Annotated in this window: 31 protein-coding genes, 3 pseudogenes and 1 riboswitch; of the genes and pseudogenes, 29 read left to right on the top strand and 5 right to left on the bottom strand. The window is 73.3% G+C overall.

What is annotated here, in order from left to right:
• The first annotated feature begins 106 nt into the window (after positions 1-106).
• The 18 genes and pseudogenes from rpsH to truA all read left to right on the top strand — a co-directional run bounded on the left by rpsH (position 107) and on the right by truA (position 11,754).
• Positions 107-514 carry a 30S ribosomal protein S8 gene (gene rpsH / locus ACH4T9_RS07520; protein ID WP_272613586.1) on the top strand — a complete coding sequence of 136 codons (408 nt, stop codon included), beginning with the start codon at positions 107-109 and terminating at the stop codon, positions 512-514.
• 16 nt (positions 515-530) lie between these two features.
• Positions 531-1,073 carry a 50S ribosomal protein L6 gene (gene rplF / locus ACH4T9_RS07525; RefSeq protein WP_396670336.1) on the top strand — a complete coding sequence of 181 codons (543 nt, stop codon included), beginning with the start codon at positions 531-533 and terminating at the stop codon, positions 1,071-1,073.
• Positions 1,070-1,459 (top strand): 50S ribosomal protein L18, encoded by a 390-nt coding sequence (rplR, locus tag ACH4T9_RS07530; RefSeq protein ID WP_161685888.1) that lies wholly within the window; start codon positions 1,070-1,072, stop codon positions 1,457-1,459. The genes rplF and rplR overlap by 4 nt, the downstream gene beginning before the upstream one ends.
• Before the next feature lie 33 nt (positions 1,460-1,492).
• Entirely contained in the window at positions 1,493-2,107 is a 615-nt protein-coding gene (gene rpsE, locus ACH4T9_RS07535) for a 30S ribosomal protein S5 (RefSeq protein WP_161685886.1), read from the top strand.
• Entirely contained in the window at positions 2,107-2,289 is a 183-nt protein-coding gene (gene rpmD, locus ACH4T9_RS07540) for a 50S ribosomal protein L30 (RefSeq protein ID WP_161685884.1), read from the top strand. The genes rpsE and rpmD overlap by 1 nt, the downstream gene beginning before the upstream one ends.
• On the top strand, positions 2,289-2,732 hold the full coding sequence (gene rplO, locus ACH4T9_RS07545) for a 50S ribosomal protein L15 (protein ID WP_350881959.1): 444 nt from the start codon (positions 2,289-2,291) through the stop codon (positions 2,730-2,732). The genes rpmD and rplO overlap by 1 nt, the downstream gene beginning before the upstream one ends.
• Before the next feature lie 235 nt (positions 2,733-2,967).
• Positions 2,968-4,296: a preprotein translocase subunit SecY gene (gene secY, locus ACH4T9_RS07550; RefSeq protein ID WP_396670335.1), complete on the top strand. Its 1,329-nt coding sequence runs from the start codon at positions 2,968-2,970 to the stop codon at positions 4,294-4,296.
• Positions 4,297-4,950: an adenylate kinase gene (locus ACH4T9_RS07555; protein WP_396670334.1), complete on the top strand. Its 654-nt coding sequence runs from the start codon at positions 4,297-4,299 to the stop codon at positions 4,948-4,950.
• A gap of 90 nt (positions 4,951-5,040) precedes the next feature.
• On the top strand, positions 5,041-5,892 hold the full coding sequence (gene map, locus ACH4T9_RS07560) for a type I methionyl aminopeptidase (RefSeq protein WP_396670333.1): 852 nt from the start codon (positions 5,041-5,043) through the stop codon (positions 5,890-5,892).
• Between the two features lie 196 nt (positions 5,893-6,088).
• Positions 6,089-6,664, top strand: a pseudogene (locus ACH4T9_RS07565) (DUF1707 domain-containing protein); the annotation flags it as partial.
• A gap of 342 nt (positions 6,665-7,006) precedes the next feature.
• Entirely contained in the window at positions 7,007-7,228 is a 222-nt protein-coding gene (infA, locus tag ACH4T9_RS07570; RefSeq protein ID WP_007073013.1) for a translation initiation factor IF-1, read from the top strand.
• A gap of 95 nt (positions 7,229-7,323) precedes the next feature.
• A complete protein-coding gene (rpmJ, locus tag ACH4T9_RS07575) occupies positions 7,324-7,437 on the top strand; it encodes a 50S ribosomal protein L36 (RefSeq protein ID WP_043965539.1) in 114 nt (37 codons plus the stop codon).
• 258 nt (positions 7,438-7,695) lie between these two features.
• Complete coding sequence (gene rpsM / locus ACH4T9_RS07580) at positions 7,696-8,076, top strand: 30S ribosomal protein S13 (protein WP_089012515.1); 381 nt, start codon at positions 7,696-7,698, stop codon at positions 8,074-8,076.
• A gap of 18 nt (positions 8,077-8,094) precedes the next feature.
• Positions 8,095-8,502 carry a 30S ribosomal protein S11 gene (rpsK, locus tag ACH4T9_RS07585; protein WP_161685873.1) on the top strand — a complete coding sequence of 136 codons (408 nt, stop codon included), beginning with the start codon at positions 8,095-8,097 and terminating at the stop codon, positions 8,500-8,502.
• A gap of 13 nt (positions 8,503-8,515) precedes the next feature.
• On the top strand, positions 8,516-9,142 hold the full coding sequence (gene rpsD, locus ACH4T9_RS07590) for a 30S ribosomal protein S4 (RefSeq protein ID WP_350881949.1): 627 nt from the start codon (positions 8,516-8,518) through the stop codon (positions 9,140-9,142).
• Between the two features lie 98 nt (positions 9,143-9,240).
• Positions 9,241-10,263 carry a DNA-directed RNA polymerase subunit alpha gene (locus tag ACH4T9_RS07595; RefSeq protein WP_161685869.1) on the top strand — a complete coding sequence of 341 codons (1,023 nt, stop codon included), beginning with the start codon at positions 9,241-9,243 and terminating at the stop codon, positions 10,261-10,263.
• 34 nt (positions 10,264-10,297) lie between these two features.
• Positions 10,298-10,855: a 50S ribosomal protein L17 gene (gene rplQ, locus ACH4T9_RS07600; RefSeq protein ID WP_387015046.1), complete on the top strand. Its 558-nt coding sequence runs from the start codon at positions 10,298-10,300 to the stop codon at positions 10,853-10,855.
• Positions 10,856-10,923: 68 nt separating this feature from the next.
• Positions 10,924-11,754: a tRNA pseudouridine(38-40) synthase TruA gene (gene truA, locus ACH4T9_RS07605; protein WP_396670750.1), complete on the top strand. Its 831-nt coding sequence runs from the start codon at positions 10,924-10,926 to the stop codon at positions 11,752-11,754.
• Positions 11,755-11,778: 24 nt separating this feature from the next.
• Here truA and ACH4T9_RS07610 read toward each other — a convergent pair whose 3' ends face one another.
• The gene (locus tag ACH4T9_RS07610) at positions 11,779-12,813 is read right to left on the bottom strand and encodes a hypothetical protein (protein ID WP_396670332.1); all 1,035 of its coding nucleotides are present in this window, start codon (positions 12,811-12,813) and stop codon (positions 11,779-11,781) included.
• A gap of 121 nt (positions 12,814-12,934) precedes the next feature.
• On the opposite strand from ACH4T9_RS07610, the gene ACH4T9_RS07615 reads away from it, so the two are divergent.
• From ACH4T9_RS07615 to ACH4T9_RS07665, 11 genes and pseudogenes are all read left to right on the top strand, one after another.
• The gene (locus ACH4T9_RS07615; RefSeq protein WP_396670749.1) at positions 12,935-13,540 is read left to right on the top strand and encodes a class I SAM-dependent methyltransferase; all 606 of its coding nucleotides are present in this window, start codon (positions 12,935-12,937) and stop codon (positions 13,538-13,540) included.
• Positions 13,541-13,581: 41 nt separating this feature from the next.
• On the top strand, positions 13,582-15,261 hold the full coding sequence (locus tag ACH4T9_RS07620; RefSeq protein WP_396670331.1) for an ABC-F family ATP-binding cassette domain-containing protein: 1,680 nt from the start codon (positions 13,582-13,584) through the stop codon (positions 15,259-15,261).
• Positions 15,258-16,055 (top strand): nucleotidyltransferase domain-containing protein, encoded by a 798-nt coding sequence (locus ACH4T9_RS07625; RefSeq protein WP_396670330.1) that lies wholly within the window; start codon positions 15,258-15,260, stop codon positions 16,053-16,055. Before ACH4T9_RS07620 ends, ACH4T9_RS07625 begins: the two co-directional genes overlap by 4 nt.
• A 196-nt stretch (positions 16,056-16,251) precedes the next feature.
• Complete coding sequence (locus ACH4T9_RS07630; protein WP_396670329.1) at positions 16,252-17,214, top strand: aldo/keto reductase; 963 nt, start codon at positions 16,252-16,254, stop codon at positions 17,212-17,214.
• Between the two features lie 72 nt (positions 17,215-17,286).
• Positions 17,287-17,396, top strand: a riboswitch (TPP riboswitch).
• Complete coding sequence (locus tag ACH4T9_RS07635) at positions 17,391-18,017, top strand: thiamine phosphate synthase (protein WP_396670328.1); 627 nt, start codon at positions 17,391-17,393, stop codon at positions 18,015-18,017. Its footprint overlaps the riboswitch before it by 6 nt.
• Positions 18,011-19,114: a glycine oxidase ThiO gene (gene thiO / locus ACH4T9_RS07640; RefSeq protein WP_396670327.1), complete on the top strand. Its 1,104-nt coding sequence runs from the start codon at positions 18,011-18,013 to the stop codon at positions 19,112-19,114. Before ACH4T9_RS07635 ends, thiO begins: the two co-directional genes overlap by 7 nt.
• Positions 19,115-19,183: 69 nt before the next feature.
• Positions 19,184-19,384: a sulfur carrier protein ThiS gene (gene thiS / locus ACH4T9_RS07645; protein ID WP_396670326.1), complete on the top strand. Its 201-nt coding sequence runs from the start codon at positions 19,184-19,186 to the stop codon at positions 19,382-19,384.
• A 5-nt stretch (positions 19,385-19,389) separates the two neighbouring features.
• Positions 19,390-20,205 carry a thiazole synthase gene (locus ACH4T9_RS07650; RefSeq protein WP_396670325.1) on the top strand — a complete coding sequence of 272 codons (816 nt, stop codon included), beginning with the start codon at positions 19,390-19,392 and terminating at the stop codon, positions 20,203-20,205.
• Between the two features lie 62 nt (positions 20,206-20,267).
• Complete coding sequence (locus ACH4T9_RS07655; protein WP_396670748.1) at positions 20,268-20,996, top strand: thiamine phosphate synthase; 729 nt, start codon at positions 20,268-20,270, stop codon at positions 20,994-20,996.
• Between the two features lie 5 nt (positions 20,997-21,001).
• Positions 21,002-21,790, top strand: a complete 789-nt coding sequence (gene thiD, locus ACH4T9_RS07660) for a bifunctional hydroxymethylpyrimidine kinase/phosphomethylpyrimidine kinase (RefSeq protein WP_396670324.1) — start codon at positions 21,002-21,004, stop codon at positions 21,788-21,790.
• A gap of 67 nt (positions 21,791-21,857) precedes the next feature.
• Positions 21,858-21,944, top strand: a pseudogene (locus ACH4T9_RS07665) (hypothetical protein); the annotation flags it as partial.
• 52 nt (positions 21,945-21,996) lie between these two features.
• Here ACH4T9_RS07665 and ACH4T9_RS07670 read toward each other — a convergent pair.
• From ACH4T9_RS07670 to ACH4T9_RS07685, 4 genes and pseudogenes are all read right to left on the bottom strand, one after another.
• A complete protein-coding gene (locus ACH4T9_RS07670; RefSeq protein WP_396670323.1) occupies positions 21,997-24,279 on the bottom strand; it encodes a hypothetical protein in 2,283 nt (760 codons plus the stop codon).
• A 76-nt stretch (positions 24,280-24,355) separates the two neighbouring features.
• A pseudogene (locus ACH4T9_RS07675) lies at positions 24,356-24,463 on the bottom strand (cupin); the annotation flags it as partial.
• A gap of 40 nt (positions 24,464-24,503) precedes the next feature.
• Positions 24,504-25,442: an LLM class F420-dependent oxidoreductase gene (locus ACH4T9_RS07680; RefSeq protein ID WP_396670322.1), complete on the bottom strand. Its 939-nt coding sequence runs from the start codon at positions 25,440-25,442 to the stop codon at positions 24,504-24,506.
• 2 nt (positions 25,443-25,444) lie between these two features.
• Positions 25,445-26,281: an ABC transporter ATP-binding protein gene (locus ACH4T9_RS07685; protein WP_396670321.1), complete on the bottom strand. Its 837-nt coding sequence runs from the start codon at positions 26,279-26,281 to the stop codon at positions 25,445-25,447.
• Between the last annotated feature and the right edge of the window lie 153 nt (positions 26,282-26,434).

Below are 26,434 nucleotides of genomic sequence, written 5' to 3' on the forward strand. Positions count from 1 at the left end.
CCCCGGCTGCCGGCCGGGGCCCCTTGCACCGATCATGTATTGCTCTTCGCCGTAGGCCCGGGGCTCACCGCCCCGGGAACCCCGGCGAGAAAGGCTGACGAAATCCATGACGATGACCGACCCGATCGCAGACATGCTCACGCGTCTGCGTAACGCCAACCAGGCGTACCACGATCAGGTGAAGATGCCCTACTCCAAGATCAAGGCGAACATCGCCGAGGTCCTGAAGGCCGAGGGTTACATCGCAACCTGGTCGGTCGAGGAGCCCGAGGAGGGCGCCGTCGGCAAGCGACTGGTCGTCGAGCTGAAGTACGGCCAGAGCCGCGAGCGGAGCCTGGCCGGCATCAAGCGCGTGTCCAAGCCCGGTCTCCGGGTGTACGCCAAGTCGGACGGGCTCCCGCGGGTGCTCGGCGGGCTGGGCGTGGCGATCATTTCGACGTCCCAGGGGCTGCTCACCGACCGGCAGGCCCGCAAGCGGAGCGTTGGCGGGGAAGTCCTCGCCTTCGTCTGGTAACGGGAGACAGGTAGAAATGTCGCGTATTGGACGTAAGTCGATCCCGGTGCCTGCCGGCGTCGACATCACGATCGACGGCCAGACCGTCAAGGTCAAGGGCCCGAAGGGCGAGCTGTCGCACACGCTCGCCGAGCCCATCACGGCGGAGCGCGCCGAGGACGGCCAGTTGCAGGTCAACCGGCCCAACGACGAGCGCAAGGCCAAGGAGCTGCACGGCCTGAGCCGTACGCTGGTCGCCAACATGATCGTCGGCGTGACCGAGGGCCACCGCAAGAGCCTGGAGATCGCCGGCACCGGTTACCGGGTCACGGCCAAGGGCAAGGACCTGGAGTTCGCGCTCGGGTTCTCGCACGCGGTGTTGGTCCCCGCGCCGGACGGCATCACCTTCACGGTGGAGAAGCCGACGGTGTTCCACGTGGCCGGCATCGACAAGCAGCAGGTCGGCGAGGTCGCCGCCAACATCCGGAAGATCCGCCCGCCGGAGCCCTACAAGGGCAAGGGCGTGAAGTACCAGGGCGAGGTCATCCGCCGCAAGGCTGGAAAGGCAGGTAAGAAGTGAGCGCCACGCTGCTCAAGCGCCGCCGCGGCGTTGCCGCCAAGCGCGCCGTCGGCCGTGCGCGTCGGCACTTCCGGGTCCGCAAGAACGTCAGCGGCACCACCGAGCGCCCCCGTCTGGTCGTCACCCGGTCGCTGCGCCACGTCGTGGCCCAGATCGTGGACGACACCAAGGGTCACACCCTGGCGTCGGCCTCGACCCTGGACGCCTCGCTGCGCGGCACCGAGGGCGACAAGAGCGCCCTGGCCGGCAAGGTCGGCACGCTGCTCGCCGAGCGGGCCAAGGCTGCCGGCATCTCGAAGGTCGTCTTCGACCGCGGTGGCAACCGGTACGCGGGGCGGGTCGCCGCGCTTGCCGACGCCGCCCGCGAAGCCGGGCTCGAGTTCTAGAAACCCCGTCACGAGAGATAAGGAAGGCTGCTGATGCCAGGTCAACAGCGCCGTGGCGGCGGGTCCGGTGGCAACGAGGGTGGTCGCCGCGACAACCGCCGTGAGGGCGGCCGCGGAAACGCGCCCGTCGAGAAGACCCCGCACCTCGAGCGGGTCGTCGCGATCAACCGCGTCGCCAAGGTCGTGAAGGGTGGTCGTCGCTTCAGCTTCACCGCCCTGGTGATCGTGGGCGACGGCGACGGCACCGTCGGCGTGGGCTACGGAAAGGCCAAGGAGGTGCCCGCGGCGATCGCCAAGGGCGTCGAGGAGGCCAAGAAGCACTTCTTCAAGGTGCCGCGGATCGGTAAGTCGATTCCGCACCCGATCACGGGTGAGGCCGCCGCCGGCGTGGTGCTGCTCAAGCCGGCCTCGGCCGGTACGGGCGTCATCGCCGGTGGCCCGGTGCGTGCCGTGCTGGAGTGCGCCGGCATCCACGATGTGCTCTCCAAGAGCCTCGGGTCGTCGAACCCGATCAACATCGTGCACGCCACGGTGGCGGCGCTGAAGGGGCTCGAGTCCCCGGAGGCCGTCGCGGCCCGTCGTGGCCTGCCGGTCGAGGACGTCGCGCCGGCCGCCATGCTGGCGTCGCGGGCGGGGGTGGCATCCTGATGGCTCGCCTGAAGGTCACCCAGCTCCGATCCGTGATCGGGACCAAGCACAACCAGCGTGAGTCGCTGCGTTCGCTCGGTCTCAAGCGGATCAACGACGTGGTGGTCAAGGAGGACCGGCCGGAGATCCGGGGCATGATCTTCGCGGTCAACCACCTCGTGAAGGTCGAGGAGGTCGAGTAATGACGATCAAGGTCCACCACCTGCGCCCGGCGCCCGGGGCCAAGACCGCGAAGACCCGCGTGGGTCGCGGTGAGGGCTCCAAGGGCAAGACCGCCGGTCGCGGTACCAAGGGCTCCAAGGCCCGCAAGAACATCTCGGCGGCGTTCGAGGGTGGGCAGATGCCCATCCACATGCGCCTGCCGAAGATGAAGGGCTTCAAGAACAAGTTCAAGGTGGTCTTCCAGGTGGTCAACCTGGACAGGCTCGCCGAGCTGTTCCCGAACGGCGGCCAGGTCGGCCCGCTGGAGCTGGTCGAGGCCGGCGCGGTCCGCAAGGGCCAGCCGGTCAAGGTCCTCGGCACCGGCGACCTGAGCGGCGTGTCCATCCAGGTGTCGGCGCACGCGTTCAGCGCGTCGGCCAAGGAGAAGATCACCGCCGCCGGTGGCTCCGTCACCGAGCTGTAGGGCAGAACCCGTGGCGCCCGCTCAGTTGTCTGTGACTGGGCGGGCGCCACGGTCTACCCCGAACGTGTGCACCGGGTAATATCGGATTCGGTTTATGTAGCCGGGCACACCTGCCCGGACCGGGATCGGGCTGTTAGAGTCCCATCCCAGCTATGGATATCGGGCGCTCGCCCGGCACCCACCCCGACCGCCAGGGACCACCACCGGCGGCCCGCCTCGCGCAGGAGGAAGAAAGTTGCTGTCCGCCTTTCTCAGTGCGTTCCGTACGCCTGACCTGCGCAAGAAGCTGCTGTTTACGGTAGGCATCATTGCGGTCTACCGGCTCGGCGCAACCCTGCCCAGCCCGGGTGTGTCGTACGGCAACGTGCAGAAGTGTCTCGACAGCATCCAGGGGGACACCACCGGGGTGCTGAACCTGCTCGACCTCTTCTCCGGCGGGGCGCTGCTTCAGCTCTCGGTCTTCGCGCTGGGGATCATGCCCTACATCACAGCGTCGATCATCCTGCAGCTGCTCACCGTGGTCATCCCGCGGTTGGAGCAGCTCCGCAAGGAGGGTCAGGCCGGCCAGGCGAAGATCACCCAGTACACCCGCTACCTCACCCTCGGCCTGGGCATCCTCCAGTCGTCGGCGTTCGTGGCGCTGGCCCGCTCCGGGCAGCTCTTCCAGAACAAGTGCGACCAGTTCCCGATCGTGCCCGAGGGCACCGGCATCCCGAACTGGCTGACGCTGACCATCCTGGTCATGACGATGACCGCCGGCACGGGCATGGTGATGTGGCTCGGCGAGCTGATCACCGACCGGGGCGTCGGCAACGGCATGTCGGTGCTGATCTTCACCTCGATCGCGGCGCGTCTTCCCGCCGAGGGTTGGAAGATCAAGACTCAGCAGGGCTGGGGCAAGTTCTTCCTGGTGCTCGCGCTGGTCCTGGTGGTCATCACCGCCGTCACCTTCATCGAGCAGGCACAGCGCCGGATCCCGGTGCAGTACGCCAAGCGGATGATCGGCCGGCGGATGTACGGCGGCACCTCGACCTACATCCCGCTGAAGGTCAACCAGGCGGGTGTCATCCCGGTCATCTTCGCCTCGTCGCTGCTCTACCTGCCGCAGCTGGCGCTCCAGTTCTTCGACCCGAACAACCCGGGCAAGACCCAGGCCTGGATCCAGAACAACGTGGTCAACCCGTCGAGCCCGGCGCACATCGTGATCTACTTCATGTTGATCATCTTCTTCACGTACTTCTACGTCTCGATCACGTTCAACCCGACCGAGGTCGCGGACAACATGAAGAAGTACGGCGGCTTCGTGCCGGGCATCCGCCCCGGCAAGCCGACCGCCGACTACCTCGACTTCATCCTCAGCCGGATCACCCTGCCGGGCGCGCTCTACCTGGGTATCGTCGCGGTCCTGCCGAACTTCTTCTTCATCTGGCTGAACAACCAGCAGTTCCAGAACTTCCCGTTCGGCGGCACCGCTGTGCTCATCATGGTCGGCGTCGGTCTGGAGACCGTGAAGCAGATCGAGAGCCAACTCATGCAGCGGAACTACGAAGGGTTCCTGCGGTAGATGCGACTCGTTCTGGTTGGCCCGCCGGGCGCGGGCAAGGGCACACAGGCGGAGTTCATCGCCGCTCACCTCTCGGTGCCCAAGATCTCGACCGGTGACATCTTCCGGGCGAACGTCTCCCAGGGCACGCCCCTGGGCATCGAGGCCAAGCGGTACATGGACGCCGGCAAGCTGGTCCCGGACGAGGTGACCATCAACATGGTCCGGGACCGGCTCGCCGAGCCGGACGCCAGCGAGGGCTTCCTGCTCGACGGATTCCCGCGCACCACGCCGCAGGCCGCCGCGCTGGACAAGCTGCTCGCCGACCTCGGCACCGCGCTGGACCTGGTGCTGGAGCTGGTCGTCGACGACGACGAGGTGATCCGGCGGCTCTCCGGCCGGCGTACCTGCCGGGGCTGCGGGAAGATCTGGCACGTCGAGTTCGACGCGACGACCCGGGACGACATCTGCGACCGCTGCGGCGCGGAGCTGTTCCAGCGCGACGACGACAAGCCGGAGACCATCGCCGCCCGGCTGCGGGAGTACGCCGAGAAGACCGCGCCGCTGGTGGACTACTACGGCGCCCAGGGCAAGCTGGTGGGCATCGACGCCACCGGCCCGGTGGAGGACGTCACCGTCCGCGCCATCGACGCCCTCCGCTCATACGGCGGCTGACGACCGCCGGGGCTCCGGCGGATAGAGTGCGAACAGCGGGGTACGTGTCGACGTGCCCCGCTGATCCGCGCGACGAAAGGTAACGGCTCCATGCGTCGTCCACAGCTGGACATCCAGCTGAAGACCCCCGACCAGATCGAGATGATGCGCGCCGCCGGGCTGGTGGTCGCCGAGGCGCTGCGTCGGATGCGAGAAGCGGTCGCTCCCGGGGTCAGCACCGCCGACCTGGACGCGATCGCCGAATCGACGATCCGGGAGGCCGGCGCGGTTCCCTCGTTCAAGGGCTACCACGGCTTCCCCGCCTCGATCTGCTCGTCGGTCAACGAGCAGGTGGTGCACGCCATCCCGTCGCCCGCCCAGGTGCTCCGGGACGGTGACCTGATCTCGATCGACTGCGGCGCGGTGCTGAACGGCTGGCACGGCGACGCGGCGATCACCGCCGGCGTGGGGGAGGTCGACCCGGCACTGCTGAAGATGGCCGCGGTGGCCGAGGACTCGATGTGGGCCGGGATCGCCGCCGCGGCGCGGGGGGCGGCCAGCGGCAAGGGCCGCCTGACCGACATCTCGCACGCGGTGGAGAGCGCGGTCCGCAAGGGCGGCCGGTACGGCATCGTCGACGGGTACGGCGGGCACGGCATCGGCACCGAGATGCACCAGGACCCGCACGTGCTCAACCACGGCCGGCCCGGCAAGGGCCCCCGGCTGGTGCCGGGTATGGCGCTGGCCATCGAGCCGATGATCACCAAAGGCTCGCCGCGCACGGCCGAGCTGGCCGACGGCTGGACGGTCGTCACCCGGGACGGCTCGATGGCGGTGCACGTCGAGCACACGATGGCGCTGCTGCCCGACGGGGTGTGGGTGCTCACAGCGTTCGACGGGGGCCGGGGGCGCCTCGGCGACCTGGTCACCTCCCGTCAGCCCGCGGACTCACCGACCCGCTGAGCCCTCCGCCGCGTCCCGTTGGCGTCTGCGCAGCACCCGGGCCCCCGGCCCGCTGCGGCTCCCACCGCCCCGCCTGGAGCCCGCGCGGTGGCCTTCTGAGGTCCCGCGCGGTGCCGGACACCGGCACGCTGGTGCCGGCCCGGCTCCAGCCGACGCGAGGAGCCGGTGGTCGCCGGACGGTGGCATGCTTGCTGGCATGGAGGGACGCGACGGGATGCGGGCCGCCGACGCGGACCGGCAGGTGGTGGCGGACCGACTGCGGGTGGCCGTCGACGAGGGCCGGCTCGACCTGCACGAGTACGACGAGCGGTTACAGCGGGCGTACGCCTCGCGCACGTACGGCGAACTGGACGCGCTGGTGACCGACCTGCCGGTGCCGGCCACCCCGGCAGCGTCGGAACTCGCAACGGTGCCGGACGCGGTCCCGCCAGCGGTGGACCGCGCCCGGTCGTCGGTGACCGCCCGGTGGCTGGCCGAGGTCTGGCTTCCGTACCTGCGGGTGGTCGCGATCGTGGTGACCGTCTGGGCGGTGACCTCGGTCCTCGCCACCGACCTGCTCTACTTCTGGCCCGCCTGGGTGGCCGGGCCGTGGGGGGCGGTGCTCCTGGTGCGCACGGTCGCCGGTCTCACCTCCGGGGAGCCGCAGCGGTGGGCGGCGGAGCAGGAGCGGCGGCGTGAACACCGGCTCGCGAAGCGGGCGCGCAAGCGGGCGCGGAAGTTGGCTGCCGCCGCCGAGGAGCCCGAGCGGCGGGCGCTGCCGGCCGCCGAAGAGCGGCAGCGCCCGGACCTGGTCCCGCCGGACGGGGAGGACCCTCGGGGGCCGACGGGGAAGGTGCCGGCCGACGAGCGGAAGCGCCGGCGGGGCGAGGCCGGTGCCGAGGTCTGAATGGCCTGGTCTGTCCGGTCCGGCGCACCGATTCCCGCCCGGTTTGGCGGCGGCCCGCAAGCGGCGTAGACTTTCTGATCGGCGCACAGCGTCCACTCCGGCATGCCCATCCTGCGCTTCGGTGGGAGTCGGAGCCGCGGCTGGCGCGGGTCCCGAAACAGCGTTCCGGGGCCCGTGTAAGACGTTGTGAGCCGTCCGGAGCAACCGACGTCAGGACAGCGGAAGTACATGCCGAAAAAAGACGGAGCCATCGAGATCGAGGGGCGGGTCATCGAGCCTCTGCCGAACGCCATGTTCCGGGTGGAACTCGCGAACGGTCACAAGGTGCTGGCTCACATCAGCGGCAAGATGCGGCAGCACTACATCCGTATCCTGCCGGAGGACCGGGTCGTCGTCGAACTCTCGCCGTACGACCTGACCCGCGGGCGCATCGTCTACCGCTACAAGTAAGCGACCTGACGGCGGCCGGGTAGTCCCCGTGTCCGTCTTCGACGTCCGGCGTCGCGCGTGTCGCGTCTCCGGGCCAGATGGGAAGTAAGGCAACCGTGAAGGTCAAGCCGAGCGTCAAGAGGATCTGCAACAAGTGCCGGGTGATCCGTCGGCACGGCCGGGTCATGGTCATCTGTAGCGACCCGCGCCACAAGCAGCGCCAGGGCTGAACCAGTCCGATCGACCGTGATCTACTGATCACGGCCAGTCGAACCGGTCCGGGCCGCAGGTCCAGCCAACACATCATCAGCTCGTCCCAGCCACGAGCGGTACGCGTAGCGCGTACCCCTGCGTGGTTGACCCCCGGTCGGAGGCCGGGGCCCGCTCGGGCAGCGGTCGATCCTCCCGGCGCCACGGCGCCGGGCCGACCGGAGCGGGGTGGGGCGGGTGCAGACCTCCGCAGAACACCACAAGGAGTACGCCCGCACATGGCACGTCTAGCCGGCGTGGATCTTCCCCGCGAAAAGCGGATGGAGATCGCGCTCACCTACATCTTCGGCGTGGGTCGTACCCGCGCCCTGGAGACGCTCGCCGCCACCGGCATCTCGCCGGACAAGCGCGCTCGGGACCTCACGGACGAGGAGCTGGTCCAGCTCCGGAACCACATCGAGGGCAACTACAAGGTTGAAGGCGACCTGCGCCGCGAGGTCGCCGCTGACATCCGCCGCAAGGTCGAGATCGGCTGCTACGCCGGCATCCGGCACCGCCGGGGTCTGCCCGTGCGTGGCCAGCGGACCAAGACCAATGCGCGGACCCGCAAGGGCCCGAAGCGGACCGTCGCCGGCAAGAAGAAGCCCGGCAAGAAGTAACTAGGAGCGCACAGACTTATGCCACCGAAGGCTCGTGCCGGAGCCGCCGTCAAGAAGGTCCGGCGCAAGGAACGCAAGAACGTCGCCCACGGGCAGGCGCACATCAAGAGCACCTTCAACAACACCATCGTGTCCATCACGGACCCGACCGGTGCGGTCATCTCCTGGGCTTCCGCCGGCCAGGTCGGTTTCAAGGGCTCGCGCAAGTCGACCCCGTTCGCCGCACAGCTGGCCGCCGAGGCCGCTGCGCGTCGGGCGATGGAGCACGGCATGCGCAAGGTCGACGTGTTCGTCAAGGGCCCCGGCTCCGGCCGGGAGACCGCGATCCGTTCGCTGCAGGCCGTCGGGCTGGAGGTCGGGCAGATCGCCGACGTCACCCCGCAGCCGCACAACGGATGCCGTCAGCCGAAGCGTCGCCGGGTCTGAGAGGTAGAGAGAGATGGCTCGTTACACCGGTGCTGACTGCCGCCGTTGCCGGCGGGAGAAGATGAAGCTGTTCCTCAAGGGCAGCAAGTGCGATGGCCCGAAGTGCCCGTTCGAGTCCCGGCCGTTCCCGCCCGGGCAGCACGGCCGCGGCCGCACCAAGGAGACGGAGTACCTGCTCCAGCTCCGCGAGAAGCAGAAGGCCCGCCGCGTCTACGGCGTGCTGGAGAAGCAGTTCCGCGGTTACTACGAGGAGGCCGTGGGCAAGCAGGCCAAGACCGGCGAGGTCCTCCTGCAGATCCTCGAGTCGCGGCTGGACAACGTCGTTTACCGGGCCGGGTTCGCGCACTCGCGTGACATGGCCCGTCAGCTGGTCAAGCACGGCCACTTCACGGTGAACGGCAAGAAGGTCGACATCCCGTCGTTCCGGGTGAAGGAGCACGACATCATCGAGGTCCGGGCCAAGAGCAAGGAGCTCACCCCGTTCATCGTGGCGCAGGCTCAGGCCGGCTCGAAGACGGTCCCGGCGTGGCTGGAGGCCATCCCGAGCCAGATGAAGGTTCTCGTGCACTCGCTCCCGGCCCGCCAGGTGATCGACACCCAGGTCCAGGAGCAGCTGATCGTCGAGCTCTACTCCAAGTAGTCGGGCTCGTTGCGGTGGTCCGCCCTGCGGGGCGGACCACCGGAACAGTTTGTGTCGCGGACGTCAAATAGCGGGCGTCCCGGAAGAGAAGAGAAGACATGCTCATCAGTCAGCGACCGTCTCTTTCCGAAGAGTCGATCAACGAGACCCGGTCCCGGTTCACCATCGAGCCGCTGGAGCCGGGCTTCGGCTACACCCTGGGCAACTCGCTGCGGCGCACGCTGCTGTCGTCCATCCCGGGTGCGGCGATCACCTCCATCAAGATCGACGGCGTGCTGCACGAGTTCACCACGATCCCCGGCGTCAAGGAGGACGTGGTCGAACTCGTCATGAACATCAAGGAGCTGTGCGTCAGCTCCGAGCACGACGAGCCGGTCAGCATGTACCTGCGCAAGCAGGGCCCGGGCGACGTGACGGCGGGCGACATCCAGCCCCCGGCCGGCGTCTCGGTGCACAACCCGGACCTGAAGCTCGCCACCCTCAACGGCAAGGGCCGGCTCGACATGGAGCTGACCGTCGAGCGGGGTCGCGGCTACGTGACCGCGGCGCAGAACAAGCAGTCCGGCGCCGAGATCGGCCGTATTCCGGTCGACTCGATCTACTCGCCGGTGCTGAAGGTGACGTACCGCGTCGAGGCGACCCGGGTCGAGCAGCGGACCGACTTCGACCGGCTGATCATCGACGTCGAGACCAAGCCGTCGATGGGCCCGCGTACCGCGCTGGCCTCCGCCGGTTCGACGCTGGTGGAGCTCTTCGGGCTGGCCCGGGAGCTGGACGAGACCGCCGAGGGCATCGACATCGGGCCGTCCCCGCAGGACGCGCAGCTGGCGGCGGACCTGGCCCTGCCGATCGAGGAGCTGGACCTCACCGTCCGCTCCTACAACTGCCTCAAGCGCGAGGGCATCAACTCCGTCGGTGAGCTCATCGGGCGCACCGAGGCTGACCTCCTCGACATCCGCAACTTCGGCCAGAAGTCGATCGACGAGGTCAAGATGAAGCTGGCCGGGATGGGTCTGGGGCTGAAGGACTCGGCCCCGAACTTCGACCCGGCGAACGTCGTGGACGCCTTCGGTGAGGCCGACTACGACACCGACGACTACCGCGAGACCGAGCAGCTCTAGTCCCCGCTGCCGCCACACCTGAGGAGCACCAAAGATGCCCACGCCCACCAAGGGCCCCCGCCTCGGCGGCAGCCCCGCGCACGAGCGGCTGATGCTGGCCAACCTGGCCACCGCGCTGTTCCAGCACGGCAAGATCAAGACCACCGAGACGAAGGCCAGGCGGCTGCGTCCGCTGGCCGAGCAGCTCATCACCAAGGCCAAGCGGGGCGACCTCGCCGCGCGGCGGCGGGTGCTGGGCGTCGTCAAGGACAAGGACGTGGTCTACTCCCTGTTCGACCAGATCGCGCCCCGGTACGCCAACCGCAACGGTGGCTACACCCGGATCGTGAAGACTGGCCCGCGCAAGGGTGACAACGCTCCGATGGCGGTCATCGAGCTGGTCGAGGAGCTTCAGGTCGCCGAGCCCAAGGCGAACAAGAAGACCGCCGCTCGCAAGGCCGCACAGCAGGACAAGGTCGAGGCGCTCGCCCCCGCGGAGGAGACCCCGCAGGCGAAGTCCGGCGACCAGGACGCCGAGGCGCCGGTGTCGGCGTCCGGCGACACCGACGCCGCCCGCGAGGACAGCGACGAGGCCACCGAGAACAAGGCCTGACCAACGGCACCTTCGGGCCCGGCACCCCCACGGGGATGCCGGGCCCGACCCGTGAGGAGGTACGCGAGGTGGACGAGCGGATCCGGCTGCGGCTGGACGTCTCGTACGACGGCACGGACTTCTCCGGCTGGGCGGCCCAGCCGACCCGGCGGACGGTGGCCGGCGTACTCGTGCAGACCCTGGACCTGGTCCTCGGGGCGGGCGTGGCGACCGGGCTGACCGTGGCCGGGCGGACGGACGCCGGGGTGCACGCCGCCGGTCAGGTGTGCCACCTCGATCTGCCCGCCGCCGCGTGGCGCGAGTGGGAGGGCTCGTTGCTGCGCCGGCTGGCCCGGCTGCTCCCCACCGATGTGCGGGTGCGGGCGATGACCGAGGTGCCGGCCGAATTCGACGCCCGGTTCTCGGCGACCTTCCGCCGCTACGAGTACCGGGTGACCGACGCGCCGTTCGGGGCCGAGCCGCTGCGCCGGCACGAGGTGCTGGCCTGGCCGAGGTCGCTCGACCCGGGCCTGCTCAACGCCGCAGCGGCGGGCCTGGTGGGGGAGCACGACTTCGCCGCGTACTGCCGGCGCAAGGAGAACGCCACCACGCTGCGGGAGGTGACCCGGCTGGACTGGCGGCGCGACCCGGACGGCATCCTGGTCGCCACCGTCCAGGCCGACGCGTTCTGCCAGGCGATGGTCCGCAGCCTGGTCGGGGCGATGCTGGTCGCCGGGGACGGCCGGCGCCCGGTGGACTGGCCGGGCGGCCTGCTGACCCGGCGGGACCGGTCCAGCGAGGTGACGGTGGCCCCGGCGCACGGGTTGACCCTGGTCGCCGTCGGCTACCCCGACGACCCGGCCGAGTACGCCCGCCGCTCAGACCTCACCCGCCGGCTTCGCGTCCCCACGCAGACCTGAGGGCCGCGGGTTCCCGGGCGCCGGTCAGTTGGTTCCGCCGGGGGCGGCTGTGGCCTGGCCGGTCGAGCCGCCGGTCGCGCGGCGCTCCAGCACCTTCTTGTCCAGGTGCAGCTCGATCAGGTCGTACAGGACCTCGCGGACCTTCGGGTCACCGGCCTTCACGGGCTTGCCGTCGGCCCGGACCACCAGGCAGTACGCGAGGTAGTGGCCGCGTACCTGCCAGCCGACCCGGGAGGGCGCCTCGGTGAGCGCCTCGGTGTCGTCGCCGGCCGGCATGCCGCGGAACCGCCCCTCCCGCCCGTCGAGCAGCTCCCGCAGGCGGTCCCGGACGCGCTGGGCGGTGGCCAGGTCGGTCAGGTTGAACAGCCCTGCGGTGAGCAGGTACTCCTCGTCGGGGGAACGCAGGGTTGCCCGGATCACCTGGTTGCAGCCGAGCCGGACGAGCAGGTCGGCCACCTCGTCGGTGGCGGCGGTGGGGCAGTTGGCGCTCGACTGGGTCTTGAGCACCGCGTAGGGCTCCTCACCGTCGCCGATGGTCAGCTGCCGGCCGGCGAAGACCTCCTTGGCGGTCAGCGGCGCCGGGTCGGTGTCCCGGGAGTCGATGTCCTGCCGTTCGGTGCGTGACGGCGACGGGGCGGCGGCCGGCAGGCTCGGGGTGGCCTTCGGTTGCGAGATCCCGTCGGGCAGCAGGGCGGCGCCGGCCAGCCCGCAGAGGGCGAGGAGCACCAGGACCGCCGCGCCGCCGATCAGCACCTGCCAGAGTCGGCCGCCACTTCGGCCGGGTTCCGGGGCCCGCCGGTTCCGGGGCAGGTTCAGCGGCTGGGTGGTGGCGGGAGCCCGGGTGGCCGGCGGGGGGAACGGGGGTGCGCCGCGGGGCGGGACCGGGCCCGGCGGGGTGGGCGGCGCGACCCGGGCGGTCCGGGGCAGGGACGGCGTCGGGAAGCGGGACGGGGAAGGGCCGGCATGGGCGGGGCCGGCGTCGCCGATCGTCGACAGTTCCGAGCCGGGCCGAGGGCGTCCCTCGAATGCGTCCTCATCGGATTCGTACCGGTACACCATGCCGCCCAGAGTAGGGCTTATTGTCCCTTTAGGGGGTAATAACGAGATATCGCGATGCCGGGTCGTCGCCACCGCCCACCGCGCCACCGGCGGTCCACCCGGCGGTGCGAGAATGCCGGACGTGACCGGCGACCACTACTTCAGCGCTGAACCCGGAACCGACGCCCGTCCCCGGGAGGTCGAGTTCACCGCCGTCGGGCGCGAATACACCCTGACGTCGGCCGGTGGGGTCTTCTCCGCCGCCCGCCTCGACCCGGGCACGGCGGTGCTGCTCCGCAAGGCGGACCTGCCGTCGCCCGCCGTCGCCGGCCCGCTGCTCGACCTCGGCTGCGGCTTCGGCCCGATCACCTGCGTGTTGGCCGACAGCGCTCCGGCGGCCACCGTCTGGGCGGTCGACGTCAACGAGCGGGCCCGGGCGCTCACCACCGCCAACGCCGAGCGGGTCGGCGCCGCGGACCGGGTCCGGGTCGTCGCCCCGGACGACGTGCCGACCGAGCTGGCCTTCGCCCAGATCTGGTCCAACCCGCCCATCCGGATCGGCAAGGAGGGTCTGCACGAGCTGCTGCTGCGCTGGCTGCCCCGGCTCGCCCCGGAGGGCGTGGCCTGGCTGGTGGTCGCCCGCCACCTCGGCGGCGACTCCCTGCACCGCTGGCTGGTCGACCAGGGCTGGCAGGTGCGGCGGCACGCCAGCCAGAAAGGCTTCCGGGTGCTGCGGGTCACCCGGTAATCGAGTGTCGCCCGGCCCACCCGCTCGGGCAGGATGCCGACGTGGGATATGTGGACGTGGCGATGGTCGGGCACATCCTGCCCGACGGCCGGGAACTCTTCACCGACGTGTCGTTCCGGGTCGGTGAGGGTGCCAAGGTCGCCCTCGTCGGGCCGAACGGGGCCGGCAAGACGACGCTGCTGCGGATGGTCGCCGGCGACCTGCCGGTGCGGACCGGTGCCGTCTCCCGCTCCGGGGGCCTCGGCGTGATGCGCCAGTTCATCGGCATGATCGGCGACGACTCCACCCTCGCCGACCTGGCCCTGTCGCTCGCCCCGCCGGGGCTGCGCGACGCCGGCCGCAAACTCGCCGATACCGAGGCGGCCATGCGGGCGGCCGAGACCCGCGGCAAGTTCAGCACCGCCGCGGGCAGGGCCCAGCTCGCGTACGCGGACGCGCTCGCCGCCTGGGGCGAGACCGGCGGGTACGACGCCGAGGTGCTGTTCGACACCGTCACCACCATCGTGCTCGACCTGCCCTGGGACGCCGCCCGGGACCGTCCGGTGCGGACCCTCTCCGGCGGCCAGCAGAAGCGCTTCGCCCTCGAACTGCTGCTGCGCGGCACCGACGAGGTGCTGCTGCTCGACGAGCCCGACAACTTCCTCGACGTGCCCGGCAAGCGGTGGCTGGAGGACCGGCTGCGCGAGTCGCCGAAGTCGGTGCTCTACGTCTCGCACGACCGGGAGTTGCTGGCCCGCACCGCCGGCCGGGTGGTCGCCGTGGAGGGCGGCAGCGCCTGGGTGCACCCGGGCGGCTTCGCGAGCTGGCACGAGGCCAGGGTGGCCCGGCACGCCCGCCTCGACGAGCTGCGCCGCCGCTGGGACGAGGAACACCAGAAGCTGCGCGAGCTGATGCTGATGTACAAGCAGAAGGCGGCGTACAACGACGGGCTGGCCTCGCGTTACCAGGCCGCGCAGACCCGGCTGCGCAAGTTCGAGGAGGCCGGGCCGCCGCCCGTACCCCCGAAGGACCAGGACATCCGGATGAAGCTGACCGGCGGGCGGACCGGCAAGCGCGCGGTGGTCGCCGAGCAGCTCGAGCTGGACGGCCTGACCTACCCCTTCGACCTGGAGATCTGGTACGGCGACCGGGTCGCGGTCCTCGGCGCGAACGGCACCGGCAAGTCGCACTTCCTGCGGCTGCTGGCGCGGGGCGGCACCGACCCGGAGCCGGCCAACGGCCCGGTCGACGGGGCCGCCGCGCTCGCCCCGGTGGCGCACGGCGGGACGGTCCGGCTCGGCGCCCGGGTCCGCCCCGGCCACTTCTCGCAGACCCACGACCGCCCCGAGCTGGTGGACCGCACGCTCGTCGACATCCTCTGGCGCGGCGACGAGCACCGGGCCGGGATGGACCGGCACGCCGCGATGGCGGCGCTGAGCCGGTACGAGCTGGCCGGGCAGGGCGACCAACGGTTCGGCACCCTCTCCGGCGGCCAGCAGGCCCGCTTCCTGGTGCTGCTGCTGGAGCTGTCCGGGGCGACGCTGCTGCTGCTCGACGAGCCCACCGACAACCTGGACCTGGCCAGCGCGGAGGCGCTGGAGGCGGGCCTGAGCGCGTTCGCCGGGACGGTGGTCGCGGTGACCCACGACAGGTGGTTCACCCGGTCCTTCGACAGGTTCGTGCTGTTCCGGGGCGACGGCGAGGTGGTGCAGACGTCCGAGCCGGTCTGGGACGTCGGGTGATCGGCGACGAGCTGGTCGACCGGCTCTGCGGGGTGGACGGGGTGGTCGCGGTGGCCCTCGGCGGCAGCCGGGCCCGGGGCGAACACCGGCCCGACTCCGACTGGGACGTGGGCCTCTACTACCGGGGTGGCCTGGACGTGCCGGCGCTGCGCGCCATCGCCACCTCGGTGGCCGGGGCGGAGGTGGAACTGACCGCGCCGGGCGGCTGGGGGCCGTGGGTGGACGGCGGCGGCTGGCTGCGCGTCGGCGGGGTGGCGGTGGACTGGATCTACCGCGACCTCGACCGGGTGGGCCGGGTCTGGGCCGAGTGCCGGGCCGGCCGGTACACCGTCGAGGTGCAGGCCGGTCATCCGCTGGGCTTCTACTCGCACGCCTACGCCGGCGAGGTGGCGCTGTGCCGGGTGCTCGGCGACCCGACCGGGGAGCTGACCGCGCTGCGGGCGGAGACCGGGTGCTACCCGTCGGCGCTGGCCACGGCCCTGCTGGCCGGTGGCTGGGAGGCCGGGTTCCTGCTCGACGCAGCCGCCAAGGGCGCGGCGGCGGGGGACGGGGGCTACGTGGCCGGCTGCCTGTTCCGGGCGGTCGGCGTGGTCGTCCAGGCGCTGCACGGCCGGGCCGGGCGGTGGCTGGTGAACGAGAAGGGCATGATCGCCTCGGCCGGCCGGCTGCCGGACGTCCCGGTGGACTTCGCACGCCGGGCACAGGGGCTGCTCGGCGCGGTCGGCCGCACCCCCGCCGAGCTGGCCGCCACCGTCGCCGACGGGCACCGGCTGGTCGCCGAGGCGCTCCGCTGACCCGCCGCTCGGCGGGCCGTGCCCGGGTCGCCTCCGACATGCGCGTTCTTCGGCAGCTCCTCTCTGGTGAGCCCCGTTGAGCCGCCGGGCGGCCGTCTCGGGGCGGTGCCCGCAGCGGGCCGCCGTTGCCGGGGCGGGTGGGCTACGCCGGGGCCGTGGGGCGTCCGGCCGGTGACCGCGTCGGGGCGGGCATAGGGTGGATCTCGTGACTGAGATGACCTATCGACGGCTGGGCGACTCCGGGCTCGTGGTGTCCGTGGTCGGCGTCGGCTGCAACAACTTCGGCCGTAAGCTCGACCTCGACGGCACCCGGGCGGTGGTCGACGCCGCCCTCGGCGCCGGCATCAACCTCTTCGACACCGCCGACATCTACGGCGACGAGCCGGGCGGCTCCGAGGAGCTGCTCGGCCAAGTGCTCAAGGGCCGCCGGGACGACGTGGTGGTGGCCACCAAGTTCGGCATGGACATGCAGGGGCGCAACGGCCCGGACCACGGCGCCCGGGGTGCCCGGCGGTACATCGCCCGGGCGGTGGAGGCGTCGCTGCGCCGGCTCGACACCGACCACATCGACCTGTACCAGATGCACGAGCCGGACCCGGGCACCCCGATCGACGAGACCCTCGCCGCCCTGGACGACCTGGTCCGCGCCGGCAAGGTGCGCTACCTCGGCAACTCCAACTTCGCCGGCTGGCAGATCGCCGACGCCGACTGGGTCGCCTCGTCCAACGGGCGGGCCCGGTTCATCAGCGCGCAGAACCACTACTCGCTGCTGGAGCGGGGCGTCGAGGCCGAGGTCATCGGAGCCTGCGAGCGGTTCGGCCTGGGCATGCTGCCGTTCTTCCCGCTGGCCAACGGGCTGCTCACCGGCAAGTACAAGCGCGGCGAGGCGGCACCCGCAGGCAGCCGGCTCTCCGGGGGCGGCCGGTACGCCGCGCGCCTGGCCGCCGCACGGTGGGACGTCATCGAGGCGCTGGAGGCGTACGCCGCCGAGCGAGGGCTGTCCCTGCTCCAGGTGGCCATCGGCGGGCTGGCCGCCCGGCCGGCGGTGACCTCGGTGATCGCCGGCGCCACCACGCCCGAGCAGGTACGGGCCAACGCGGAGGCCGGCGTCTGGCAGCCCACCGACGACGACCTCGACGCGCTCGACGCCATCCTCTGAGCCGGGCGGCCGTGGTCCAGCCCACTGGCCCACCCCCTTGGCGGTGCAGCCCATCCGTCGTACGGTGACACGCAAGTAACCCACGGGAGCCCGGTGTACCGGGCTGAGAGGGGGGCTCAGAGCCCCCGACCGTCGAACCTGATCCGGGTAATGCCGGCGCAGGGAGGAGAATTGCCGTGCCGTCCCTCGGGCGACTGCATCTGATCACCGACACCCGGCCGGGCCGGGACCCGCTCGCCGTGCTGCACGCCGCCCTCGCGGTGGCCCGCGCCGAGCTGGTCGTCCAGGTCCGCGTCACCGACGACGCCACCGACCGCGCGGCGTACGACCTGGCCCGGCGGGTGGTCGCGGCGTGCGCGCCGTACGGGGCGACGTGCCTGGTCAACGACCGGCTGCACGTGGCGCTCGCGGTCGGCGCGGCCGGTGGGCACGTCGGCGCGGACGACCTGCCCGTGGCGGCGGCCCGCCGGGTCCTCGGCCCGGCCGCGACGCTCGGCGCGACCGCCCGGTCCCCGGACGCCGCCGCCGACGCGGTGGCCGCCGGGGCCAGCTACCTGGGCGTCGGCCCGTGCCACGCCACCGGCACCAAGGCCGGCCTGCCGGACCCGATCGGCCCCGCCGGGGTGCGTGCGGTCGCCACCGCCGTGGCCGTGCCGGTGATCGCCATCGGCGGGGTGACCGCCGCGACGGTCCCGGCGTTGCGCGCCGCCGGGGCGTACGGGGTGGCGGTGGTCGGGGCGCTCTCCGCCGCCGCCGACCCGGGCCGGACCACCGCCGAGCTGCTCGGGGCGCTGACGTGCTGACGCCCACCGGGCAGGGGCCCGTCGACGTGGCGGTGGTGGGCGCCGGGCCGGTCGGGCTGGCGGTCGCCTGGCGGTGCGCGGCGCGCGGGCTGCGGGTCGTGGTGCACGACCCGGCCCCCGGGTCGGGCGCGTCGTACGTCGCGGCCGGGATGCTGTCGCCGGTCGCCGAGGCGTACTTCGGCGAGCACGAGCTGACCGGGCTGCTCGCCGCCTCCGCCGCCCGCTGGCCCGGGTTCGCCACCGAGCTGGCCGAGGCCGCCGGGACCGGATTCGGGTACCGCACCGAGGGCACCCTCGTCGTCGGGTTGACCAGCGACGACCTGGCCGAGGCGCGGCGGTTGTGGTCGTACCAGCGAGGGCTGGGGTTGCCGATCACCCCACTGCGGCCCTCGGAGCTGCGCGACCGCGAGCCGGCGCTCGCCCTGCGGGTGCGAGGCGGCGCGGTCGCCCCCGGCGATCACCAGGTCGACCCCCGGCGGCTGGTCGCCGCGTTGCGGGTCGCGGCCGAGCGGGCCGGCGCGAGCCTGGTCGCCGGCCCGGTGCGGGAGCTGTCCGAGCTGGACGCCCGGGTGACCGTCGTCGCCGCCGGCTGCGGCGCCGCCGCCCTCACCGGGCTGCCGGTCCGGCCGGTGAAGGGGCAGATCCTGCGGCTCCGCGCGCCCGGCGGCGGCCCGCCGGGCTTCCGGCACGTGATCCGGGGGTACGCCGACGGCGAGTCCGTCTACCTGGTGCCCCGGGACGGCGGCGAGGTGGTGGTCGGCGCGACCGTCGAGGAGCGCGCCGACACCCAGGTCACCGCCGGGGCGGCGCTGCGGCTGCTGCGCGCCGCCGTCGACCTGGTTCCCGAACTGACCGAGTACGACCTGGCGGAGGCGTGCGCCGGGCTGCGCCCCGGTACCCCGGACAACGCGCCGATCATCGGGCCCGTGCCCGGCCGGCCCGGGGTGCTCGCCGCCACCGGGCATTACCGGCACGGCATCGTGCTCACCCCGGTCACCGCCGACCTCGTCGCCGAGCTGGTCGTCACCGGGGAGGCGGACCCACTGCTCGCCCCCTTCACCCCCGAGCGGTTCGCCGGCCACCGCCGGCACGGCTGACCGCGTCCGGCACCACTGACCACTTCGGCACGACCGATCGCTGTCGGGCCTTCGAGGAGGAGCACGCACATGGAACTGACGGTGAACGGCGCCGGGCGGACGCTGTCCCCCGGTGCGACCGTGGCGGACCTGATCGGCCTGGTCACCGAGCAGCGCGGCGGCCTCGCCGTCGCCGTCAACGGCGAGGTGGTGCCGCGCGTCGGCTGGCCGACGACCGCGCTGCGCGACGGCGACCGGGTCGAGGTGCTCAGCGCCGCACAGGGCGGGTGAGCGGGGTGCCCGTCGCACCGGCGTACCCCGGCCGGACCGCCCCCGAGCCGGCGCCCTTCGCCCTGGGCGGCGAGACGTTCGGGTCGCGGCTGATCCTCGGCACCGGCGGCGCAGCCAGCCTGCACGCGCTGGAGCAGGCGATCCGGGCCTCCGGCACCGAGCTGGTCACCCTCGCCCTGCGCCGCGTCGACACCGCCCCCGGCACCGCCGGCGGGCTGCTCGACCTGCTGGAGCGGTGCGGGGTGAAGCTGCTGCCGAACACGGCCGGCTGCCGCACGGCCGGCGAGGCGGTCAAGGTCGCCCACCTGGCCCGCGAGGCGTTCGGCACCGACTGGGTGAAGCTGGAGGTGATCGGCGACGAGCGCACCCTGCTGCCCGACGGGGTGGAACTGCTGCGCGCCGCCGAGGAGTTGGTGTCCGACGGGTTCACCGTGCTGCCGTACACGTCGGACGACCCGATCATGGCCCGGCGGCTGGCCGACGTCGGCTGCGCGGCGGTGATGCCGGCCGGCGCGCCGATCGGCTCCGGCCTGGGCATCAACAACCCGCACCACATCCGGCTGATCCGGCAGGGCGTCGACGTGCCGGTGATCCTCGACGCCGGGATCGGCACCGCCTCCGACGCGGCGCTGGCCATGGAGTTGGGCTGCGACGCGGTGCTGCTGGCCAGTGCCGTCACCCGGGCCGCCGACCCGGCGGCGATGGCCACCGCCATGCGGTACGCGGTCCGCGCCGGCCGCCTCGCCGCCGGTGCGGGCCGCATCCCACGCCGCTTCCACGCCCTGGCCTCCACCCCCGACGAGGGAAGGCCGGACCTGTGACCCCCACCGGTACCGCCGATCCTGGTCGCAGCCGCCCCCCGGCGGGTCCACCCTCCACCAGAATCACCCGGGTCCCGGCGGGCGTTGTCGTGCTCACCGATCGGTGGCAGGCGCGGCGGGGACTGGTCGACGTCGTGGGCGCTGCCGTGGCCGGGGGAGTGCGGTGGGTCGTGCTGCGGGAGAAAGACCTGCCCCGCGCCGAGCGGGCCGCCCTCGCCGCCGACCTGCGCCCGATCCTCGCCGGGGCGGGCGGCACCCTGGTCGTCGCCGGCCCCGACCCCCTCGGTGGGGACGCCGCCCACCTGCCGGCCGCCGGCCCGTACCCGCCGCCGCGCCTCGGCCTCGTAGGCCGCTCCTGCCACGACACGGCCGATCTGGCGAGACTGACCACGGAGGACTACGCCACCGTCTCGCCTGTGTATCCGAGCAGGTCGAAGCCGGGGTACGGCCCACCGCTGCGCCCCGCCCGGCTCGGCGAGCTGATCCGGCTCAGCCCCGTGCCGGTCCTCGCCCTCGGCGGCATCGAGACACCGGGCCAGGTCCGCGCCTGCGTCGAGGCGGGCGCTGTCGGGGTGGCGGTCCTCGGCGCGATCATGCGGGCCGACGACCCCGGCGAGGCAGCCGCCGCGCTGGCCGTTCCTTTCGGGACGCCGGGCACCCGGCACGACCACGCGGCGGTCTCCCGCACGGAGCAGCGGCCGACCGCCCCCACGGAGGGGCCAAGCCTGACCGCCCGGAGCAGGCGCGGTCGGCCGAAGCCCCCGACGCCGACCACCAGAAGGCGCGGGTGACCGGCGTGACGCCGACGACCGTGCTGACCATCGCCGGCTCCGACTCCGGCGGGGGTGCCGGCATCCAGGCCGACCTCAAGGTCTTCGCTGCCCTCCGCGCGTACGGCACCAGCGTGCTCACCGCCGTCACCGCGCAGAACACCCGGGGGGTGGACGCCGTCCTGCCGCTGCCGCCGCGCACGGTCACCGAGCAGCTCGACAGCGTGCTCGGCGACTTCCGCGTCCGGGCGGTGAAGACCGGGATGCTCGGCACCCAGGCCGTCGCCGACGCGGTCGCCGGAGCGGCGCGGGCGGGTCGGCTGCCGCACCTCGTCGTCGACCCGGTGCTGGTCGCCACCAGCGGGCACCGGCTCGGCGTGGTCGGGGCGGTCGAGCGGCTGCTGCCGTACGCGGAGGTGGCGACGCCGAACCGCGCGGAGGCCGCGGCCCTCACCGGACGTCCGGTGACCACGGTCGAGGAGATGATCGCCGCCGCCCGGGCGCTCGTCGCCGGCGGCCCGGCGCACGTGGTGGTCACCGGCGGCGACGTGGACGCCGGCGACGACGCGGTCGACGTGCTGCACGGGGGCGGGGCGACCGTCCTGCTGCGCGCGCCCCGGGTGCCGACCCGGCACAGCCACGGCACCGGCTGCTCGTTCTCGGCGGCGATCGCCGTCCGGCTGGCGCTGGGCGATCCGGTGCCGGTGGCCGTCGCGACCGCCAAGGAGTACGTGACCCGCGCGCTGACCGGCGCGCGGGACTGGGAACTGGGCGCGGGACACGGCCCGCTGGACCACTTCGGCTGGTCCGGATGACCACCGGGGAGGCTGTCATGCAGGCAGACGCAAGGTCTACGTCGAGGGGGCCAGGCCGGACGTCCGGGTGCCGTTCGCCGAGGTCGAGCTGACCGGCGACAACCCGCCGGTCCGGCTCTACGACACCTCCGGTTCCGGCTCGGAACCGGAGGTGCTGCCGCTCAACGTCAACCACCGCGCCGGAGGTCCGTCGTCGATCCTCGCCGTCAGTCCCGGTGGTGGCGGCCGGAGGAACGCAGCGACCGCTGGCCGGTGCCCTCCGGCCCGCCGTCCTGGTCCGGCACGGGGCGGGCCAGGCCGGTGACCCAGTCGACGTATTCCTCGTCCTGCGCCGGCAGCGGCTGCTGTTCCCGGCGGTCGTCCTGTTCGGCCGTGGGTGCCGCGTCCTCGGCGGTCCGGGCCCGGTTGCGCCGGAACAGGGCGCGCCGGAGGCGGGACCGGCTGGTGGCCGGGTCCTCGGGCACCGCACCGGCCGCCACCGGGCCCGCGCTGGCCGACCCGGCGTCGGCCGACTCGGACTCGTCCGGTCCGGGGTGGGCGGTCTGTCCGGCGCCGGTCCGGTCGCCGCCGTCTCGTCCGTCGTCGGACCGGCCCGGTTCGCTCGGTCCGGGCCCGGCCGGCCGGGGGTCCGTGGGCTGCTGCCCGGCCGCGCCACGGTTGTCGGTCGCCGTGGGGCCGGCCCGCCGGACGGCGTTGCCGAACGCGTCCCAGCTCGTCACCCGGCCCAGATCGGGAAGGGGCCGCCGAGGCCGGGGACGCGGGTCGGGGTCGACGGGGTCCGGCCGGCTGTCCGGCGCGGCCGGAGGCGACGGGTCGCGCGGGCCGTCGTCGCCCGCCCCGGTCGGCTCCGGCGGAGCGGGGTGCACCACGTCGTCGAACGTGGGTGCCTCGAAGAACGTGGGTTCGGCTCGCCGCCGGGCCGGGGTGGCCGCCGGCGTGGCGGTGACGCCCGTGTCGGGGCGGCTCGCGCCCGCGGCGTCGGCGGCGCTTTGATCCGTCACGGCGGCCGGTTCGGTGTCGGTCGGGCCGGGGACGTCGGCCGGCGGGGGCGTCTCGGCGGCCGGCACCCGCAGCCCGACACCGGCCCTCGGCCTGCGGACCCGCTTCGGCCGGGGCGTCTCGGCGGCCGGCACCCCGGCGCCCTCGTCGGCTGGCCGGGAGGCGTCGGCGGCGGGGGGTGTGGCGTCGGCGGGCCGGGAGGCTTCGGCGGGGCGGGGGGCGGCGGCGGGGGGTGTGGCGTCGGCGGGGCGGGAGGCTTCGGCGGGGGCGTGCGGGTCGGTGGGGCGGGGCGGGGCGCCCTGCGCGGCAGGCGTCGCGCGGGCGGCCTCGGTGGCCATCGGCCACTCCCAGTGCGCCGGGGTGCTTCCGGCCGGCGTGCCCGTCGCGGCACGGTCCCGGGTGCCGCCGGAGCGGTCTTCCGGCAGCGGATCGCCGACGGTCGCGGGGACCCGACGGGCCGAGGCGGTGTCCGAGGTGGGCGGGCCGACGGGGTCGGCGCCGTCCGCGTCACCGGTCACCGGCACGGTCGGGCCGATCGGCAGCGGCCGGAGGATGTCCGTGGGCTCGATCGCCGGGTCGCCGACGGCCTCGCCCGGCGTCGCGGGCCGGTCGGCCCGCTGGTCGGCGGGGCGGCCGGAGGTGACGAGCGGCCAGCGGGCCAGGGTCGCGGCGGCGGAGCCGAGCGCGCCGGTGGCGACCGCGATCAGAGCGCCGTGGTAAGGCGCGAGCTGGTACCGGTCGACGGGGTTCCCCGGGCCGGCGGCCAGGTAGGCGAAGGCGACCAGCACGGGGCCCGCCGCGCCGGACGCGCCGCCGATCAGCGGCGGGTGGCCCCGCCAGCGGGCCAGCGCGCCCGAGGCCGCGCCGGCGAGCAGGGCCACCAGCGGCAGCAGCAGCATGGCCAGCCGCTGTGCCGCGGCGTCGTCGAGCCAGCCCGGCTCGAACACCCCCAGCCGCACGGTCGGCAGCGGGCCGGTGCCGACCAGGGCCGGCAGGGACGACAACAGGGCGACCAGCCACACCGCGCCGGCCATCATCGCCAGGTTCCAGCCCAGCGGCGGGCGGAGCAGCACGGCGAACGCCGCCCCGGCGCCGGCCACCGCGCCGAGGACGGCGCAGATGCCGACCGCCCAGACCGGGTCGACGCCGCTCAGTTCGGTGGCGCGGGCCGGCTGCATGCACAGCAGGGCGACGACGGTCGCGCCCAGCGCCGCCACGCCGGCCACCCCGAGCTGCCCCGTCGTGGTGGCCATGAGGGGTTCGGCACGGGCGATACGCTCGACCACCACGGCCCCGACCACGGCGGCGACCGTCGCGAACCAGCTCACCCAGACCAGCTGGGCAGGCCACCGGTTGACGGTGGCGTCGGTGAAGTCGCCGACGAGCCGGACGATGCCGAACCCGTACGCGACGCCGAGCTGACCGGCCCCGGCCAGCACGCTCACCCCGAGCGCGGTGAGCAGTAGCTTGCCCCACGTCCGAAAGGCCATGTCGGGCACGTTACGGCCCGGTGCCCCCGATCGCCACCTTGGCGCAGCGCGGCGCGGCGACGCGCCCGACCTGCGGCTACTTCAGCTCGGCCGGCCGGGCCAGGTACGTCGTGTCTCCGACAGCGGTGAGCGGTGGACGGGCCCCGGGGTCGTGGTGGACCACCTCACCGGCCGGCTCGTCGGCGCCGGGCGTCGTCCACCCGGCTCGATCCCGCCGGCGCGTCCTAGAGCTGCGGGAGCACCTCGGCGGCGATGAGTTCCAGGTGGTCCAGGTCGGCCAGGTCGGTCAGTCGCAGATGCACCCGGGTGGCCCCGACCGCGGCGAACTCGCCGATCCGGTCGACGAGTTGGGCGGGGGAGCCGATCACCGGGTCCTCCGGCGGCAGGGCGCTCATGCGGCGCAGTGGCGCGGCCCGCTCCCGCACCTCGGCGTCGGTGCCCCCGACGGCCACGACGATCCCGGCGGAGAGCACCAGCGGCGCCCGCCCCGAGTCCGTACGGCCGTGGCGGTCGCACGCCTCGACCACCCGGTCGTACGAGGCGGCCGTCTCGGCGACGCTCTTGAACGGCATGTTGAACTCGTCGGCGTACCGGGCGGCCAGCTCCGGGGTGCGCTTGGGGCCGCGTCCGCCGATGATCACCGGCGGGCCGGGCTGTTGCACCGGCTTGGGCAGGGCGGGCGCGTCGACCAGCCGGTAGTGGTCGCCGTGGAAGCTGTAGGCCTCGCCGACCGGGGTACGCCACAGGCCAGTGATCACTTCGAGCTGCTCGGCGAGCCGGTCGAAACGCTCCCCGACGGCGGGGAACGGGATGCCGTACGAGGTGTGCTCCCGCTCGTACCAGCCGGCGCCGATGCCCAGTTCCACCCGGCCGCCGCTCATCTGGTCGACCTGGGCGACCATCACCGCGAGCGGCCCGGGCAGCCGGAAGGTGGCCGAGGTGACCAGGGTGCCGAGCCGGATCCGGGAGGTCTCCCGGGCCAGCGCGGCGAGGGTGAGCCAGGCGTCGGTGGGGCCCGGTAGCCCGGGGTCGGCCCCCATGGCCTGGTAGTGGTCGGCCCGCAGGAAGCCCTCGAAGCCGCCCGCCTCGAGCGCCCGGGCGAAGCGGAGCTGGTCGTCGTAGCTGGCGCCCCGGTGCGGCTCGGTGAAGACGACCACCCGCACGGTCAGCGTGCCTCCGCGCCGGCCCGTACCGGGGGCTGCCGGTGGGTGCCGGGGCCGAGCGGGGCCGGGCCAGGCCCGGCTGGTGCGTCACGTTCCATCAGCAGTTCGTGCAGCTCGGCGCTGACCCGGGCCACGTCGGCCAGGTGGGCGTTGCGGCCGAGGGTGCGGGGACGCGGGATGTCCACCTCGACCACCGAGCGGATCCGGCCGGGGCGAGGGCTCAGCACGACCACCCGGTCGGCGAGCAGCACCGCCTCGTCGATCGAGTGGGTGACGAAGACGATGGTGGCTCCGCTGGTCATGTGCACCCGCTGGAGCTCGCCGGAGAGCTCCTCGCGGGTGAGCGCGTCGAGGGCGGAGAACGGCTCGTCCATCAGCATCACCCGGGGGTCGCCGATGAGCGACCGGCACAGCGACACCCGCTGCTGCATGCCGCCGGACAGCTCGTGCGGCAGCCGCTTCTCGAACCCGGCCAGCCCGGCGAGTTCGAGCAGCTCCCGGGCGCGGGCGCGGTGTCCGGCCCGCTTCCAGCCGAAGATCTCCACCGGCAGCAGGACGTTGTCCAGCACCGAGCGCCACGGCAGCAGGGCGGGCCGCTGGAACAGCATCGCGATGTCCCGGCGGGGACGGGTGATCGGTGTGCCGGCGACGGTGATCTGCCCGGCGGTGACCGGCAGCAGCCCGGCGATCATGCGCAGCAGGGTGGACTTGCCGCAGCCCGAGCGGCCGAGCACGGCGACGAACTCGCCCTCGGTCACGTCGAGGTCGATGCCCCGCAACGCCTCGACCCGGCCGGAGCGGCCGTCGAAGGTGCGGGACACCCCGGACAGTCGAATCATCGCCGGTGTCCTCCCTGAGTAAGCGGTCAGGAGCGCAGCCAGGGTAGCCCGCCGCGGCGCAGCCCGGGGGGTCCGGGGTGGACGTCAGTTCGTTTCCGTTCCGCAACCGACACTCCTTGCTACACCGGCAGGTCCCTTGCGTAGTCTGTGCCG

It is taken from the genome of Micromonospora sp. NPDC020750 (genome assembly GCF_044334565.1).
Classification (GTDB): Bacteria; Actinomycetota; Actinomycetes; order Mycobacteriales; family Micromonosporaceae; genus Micromonospora.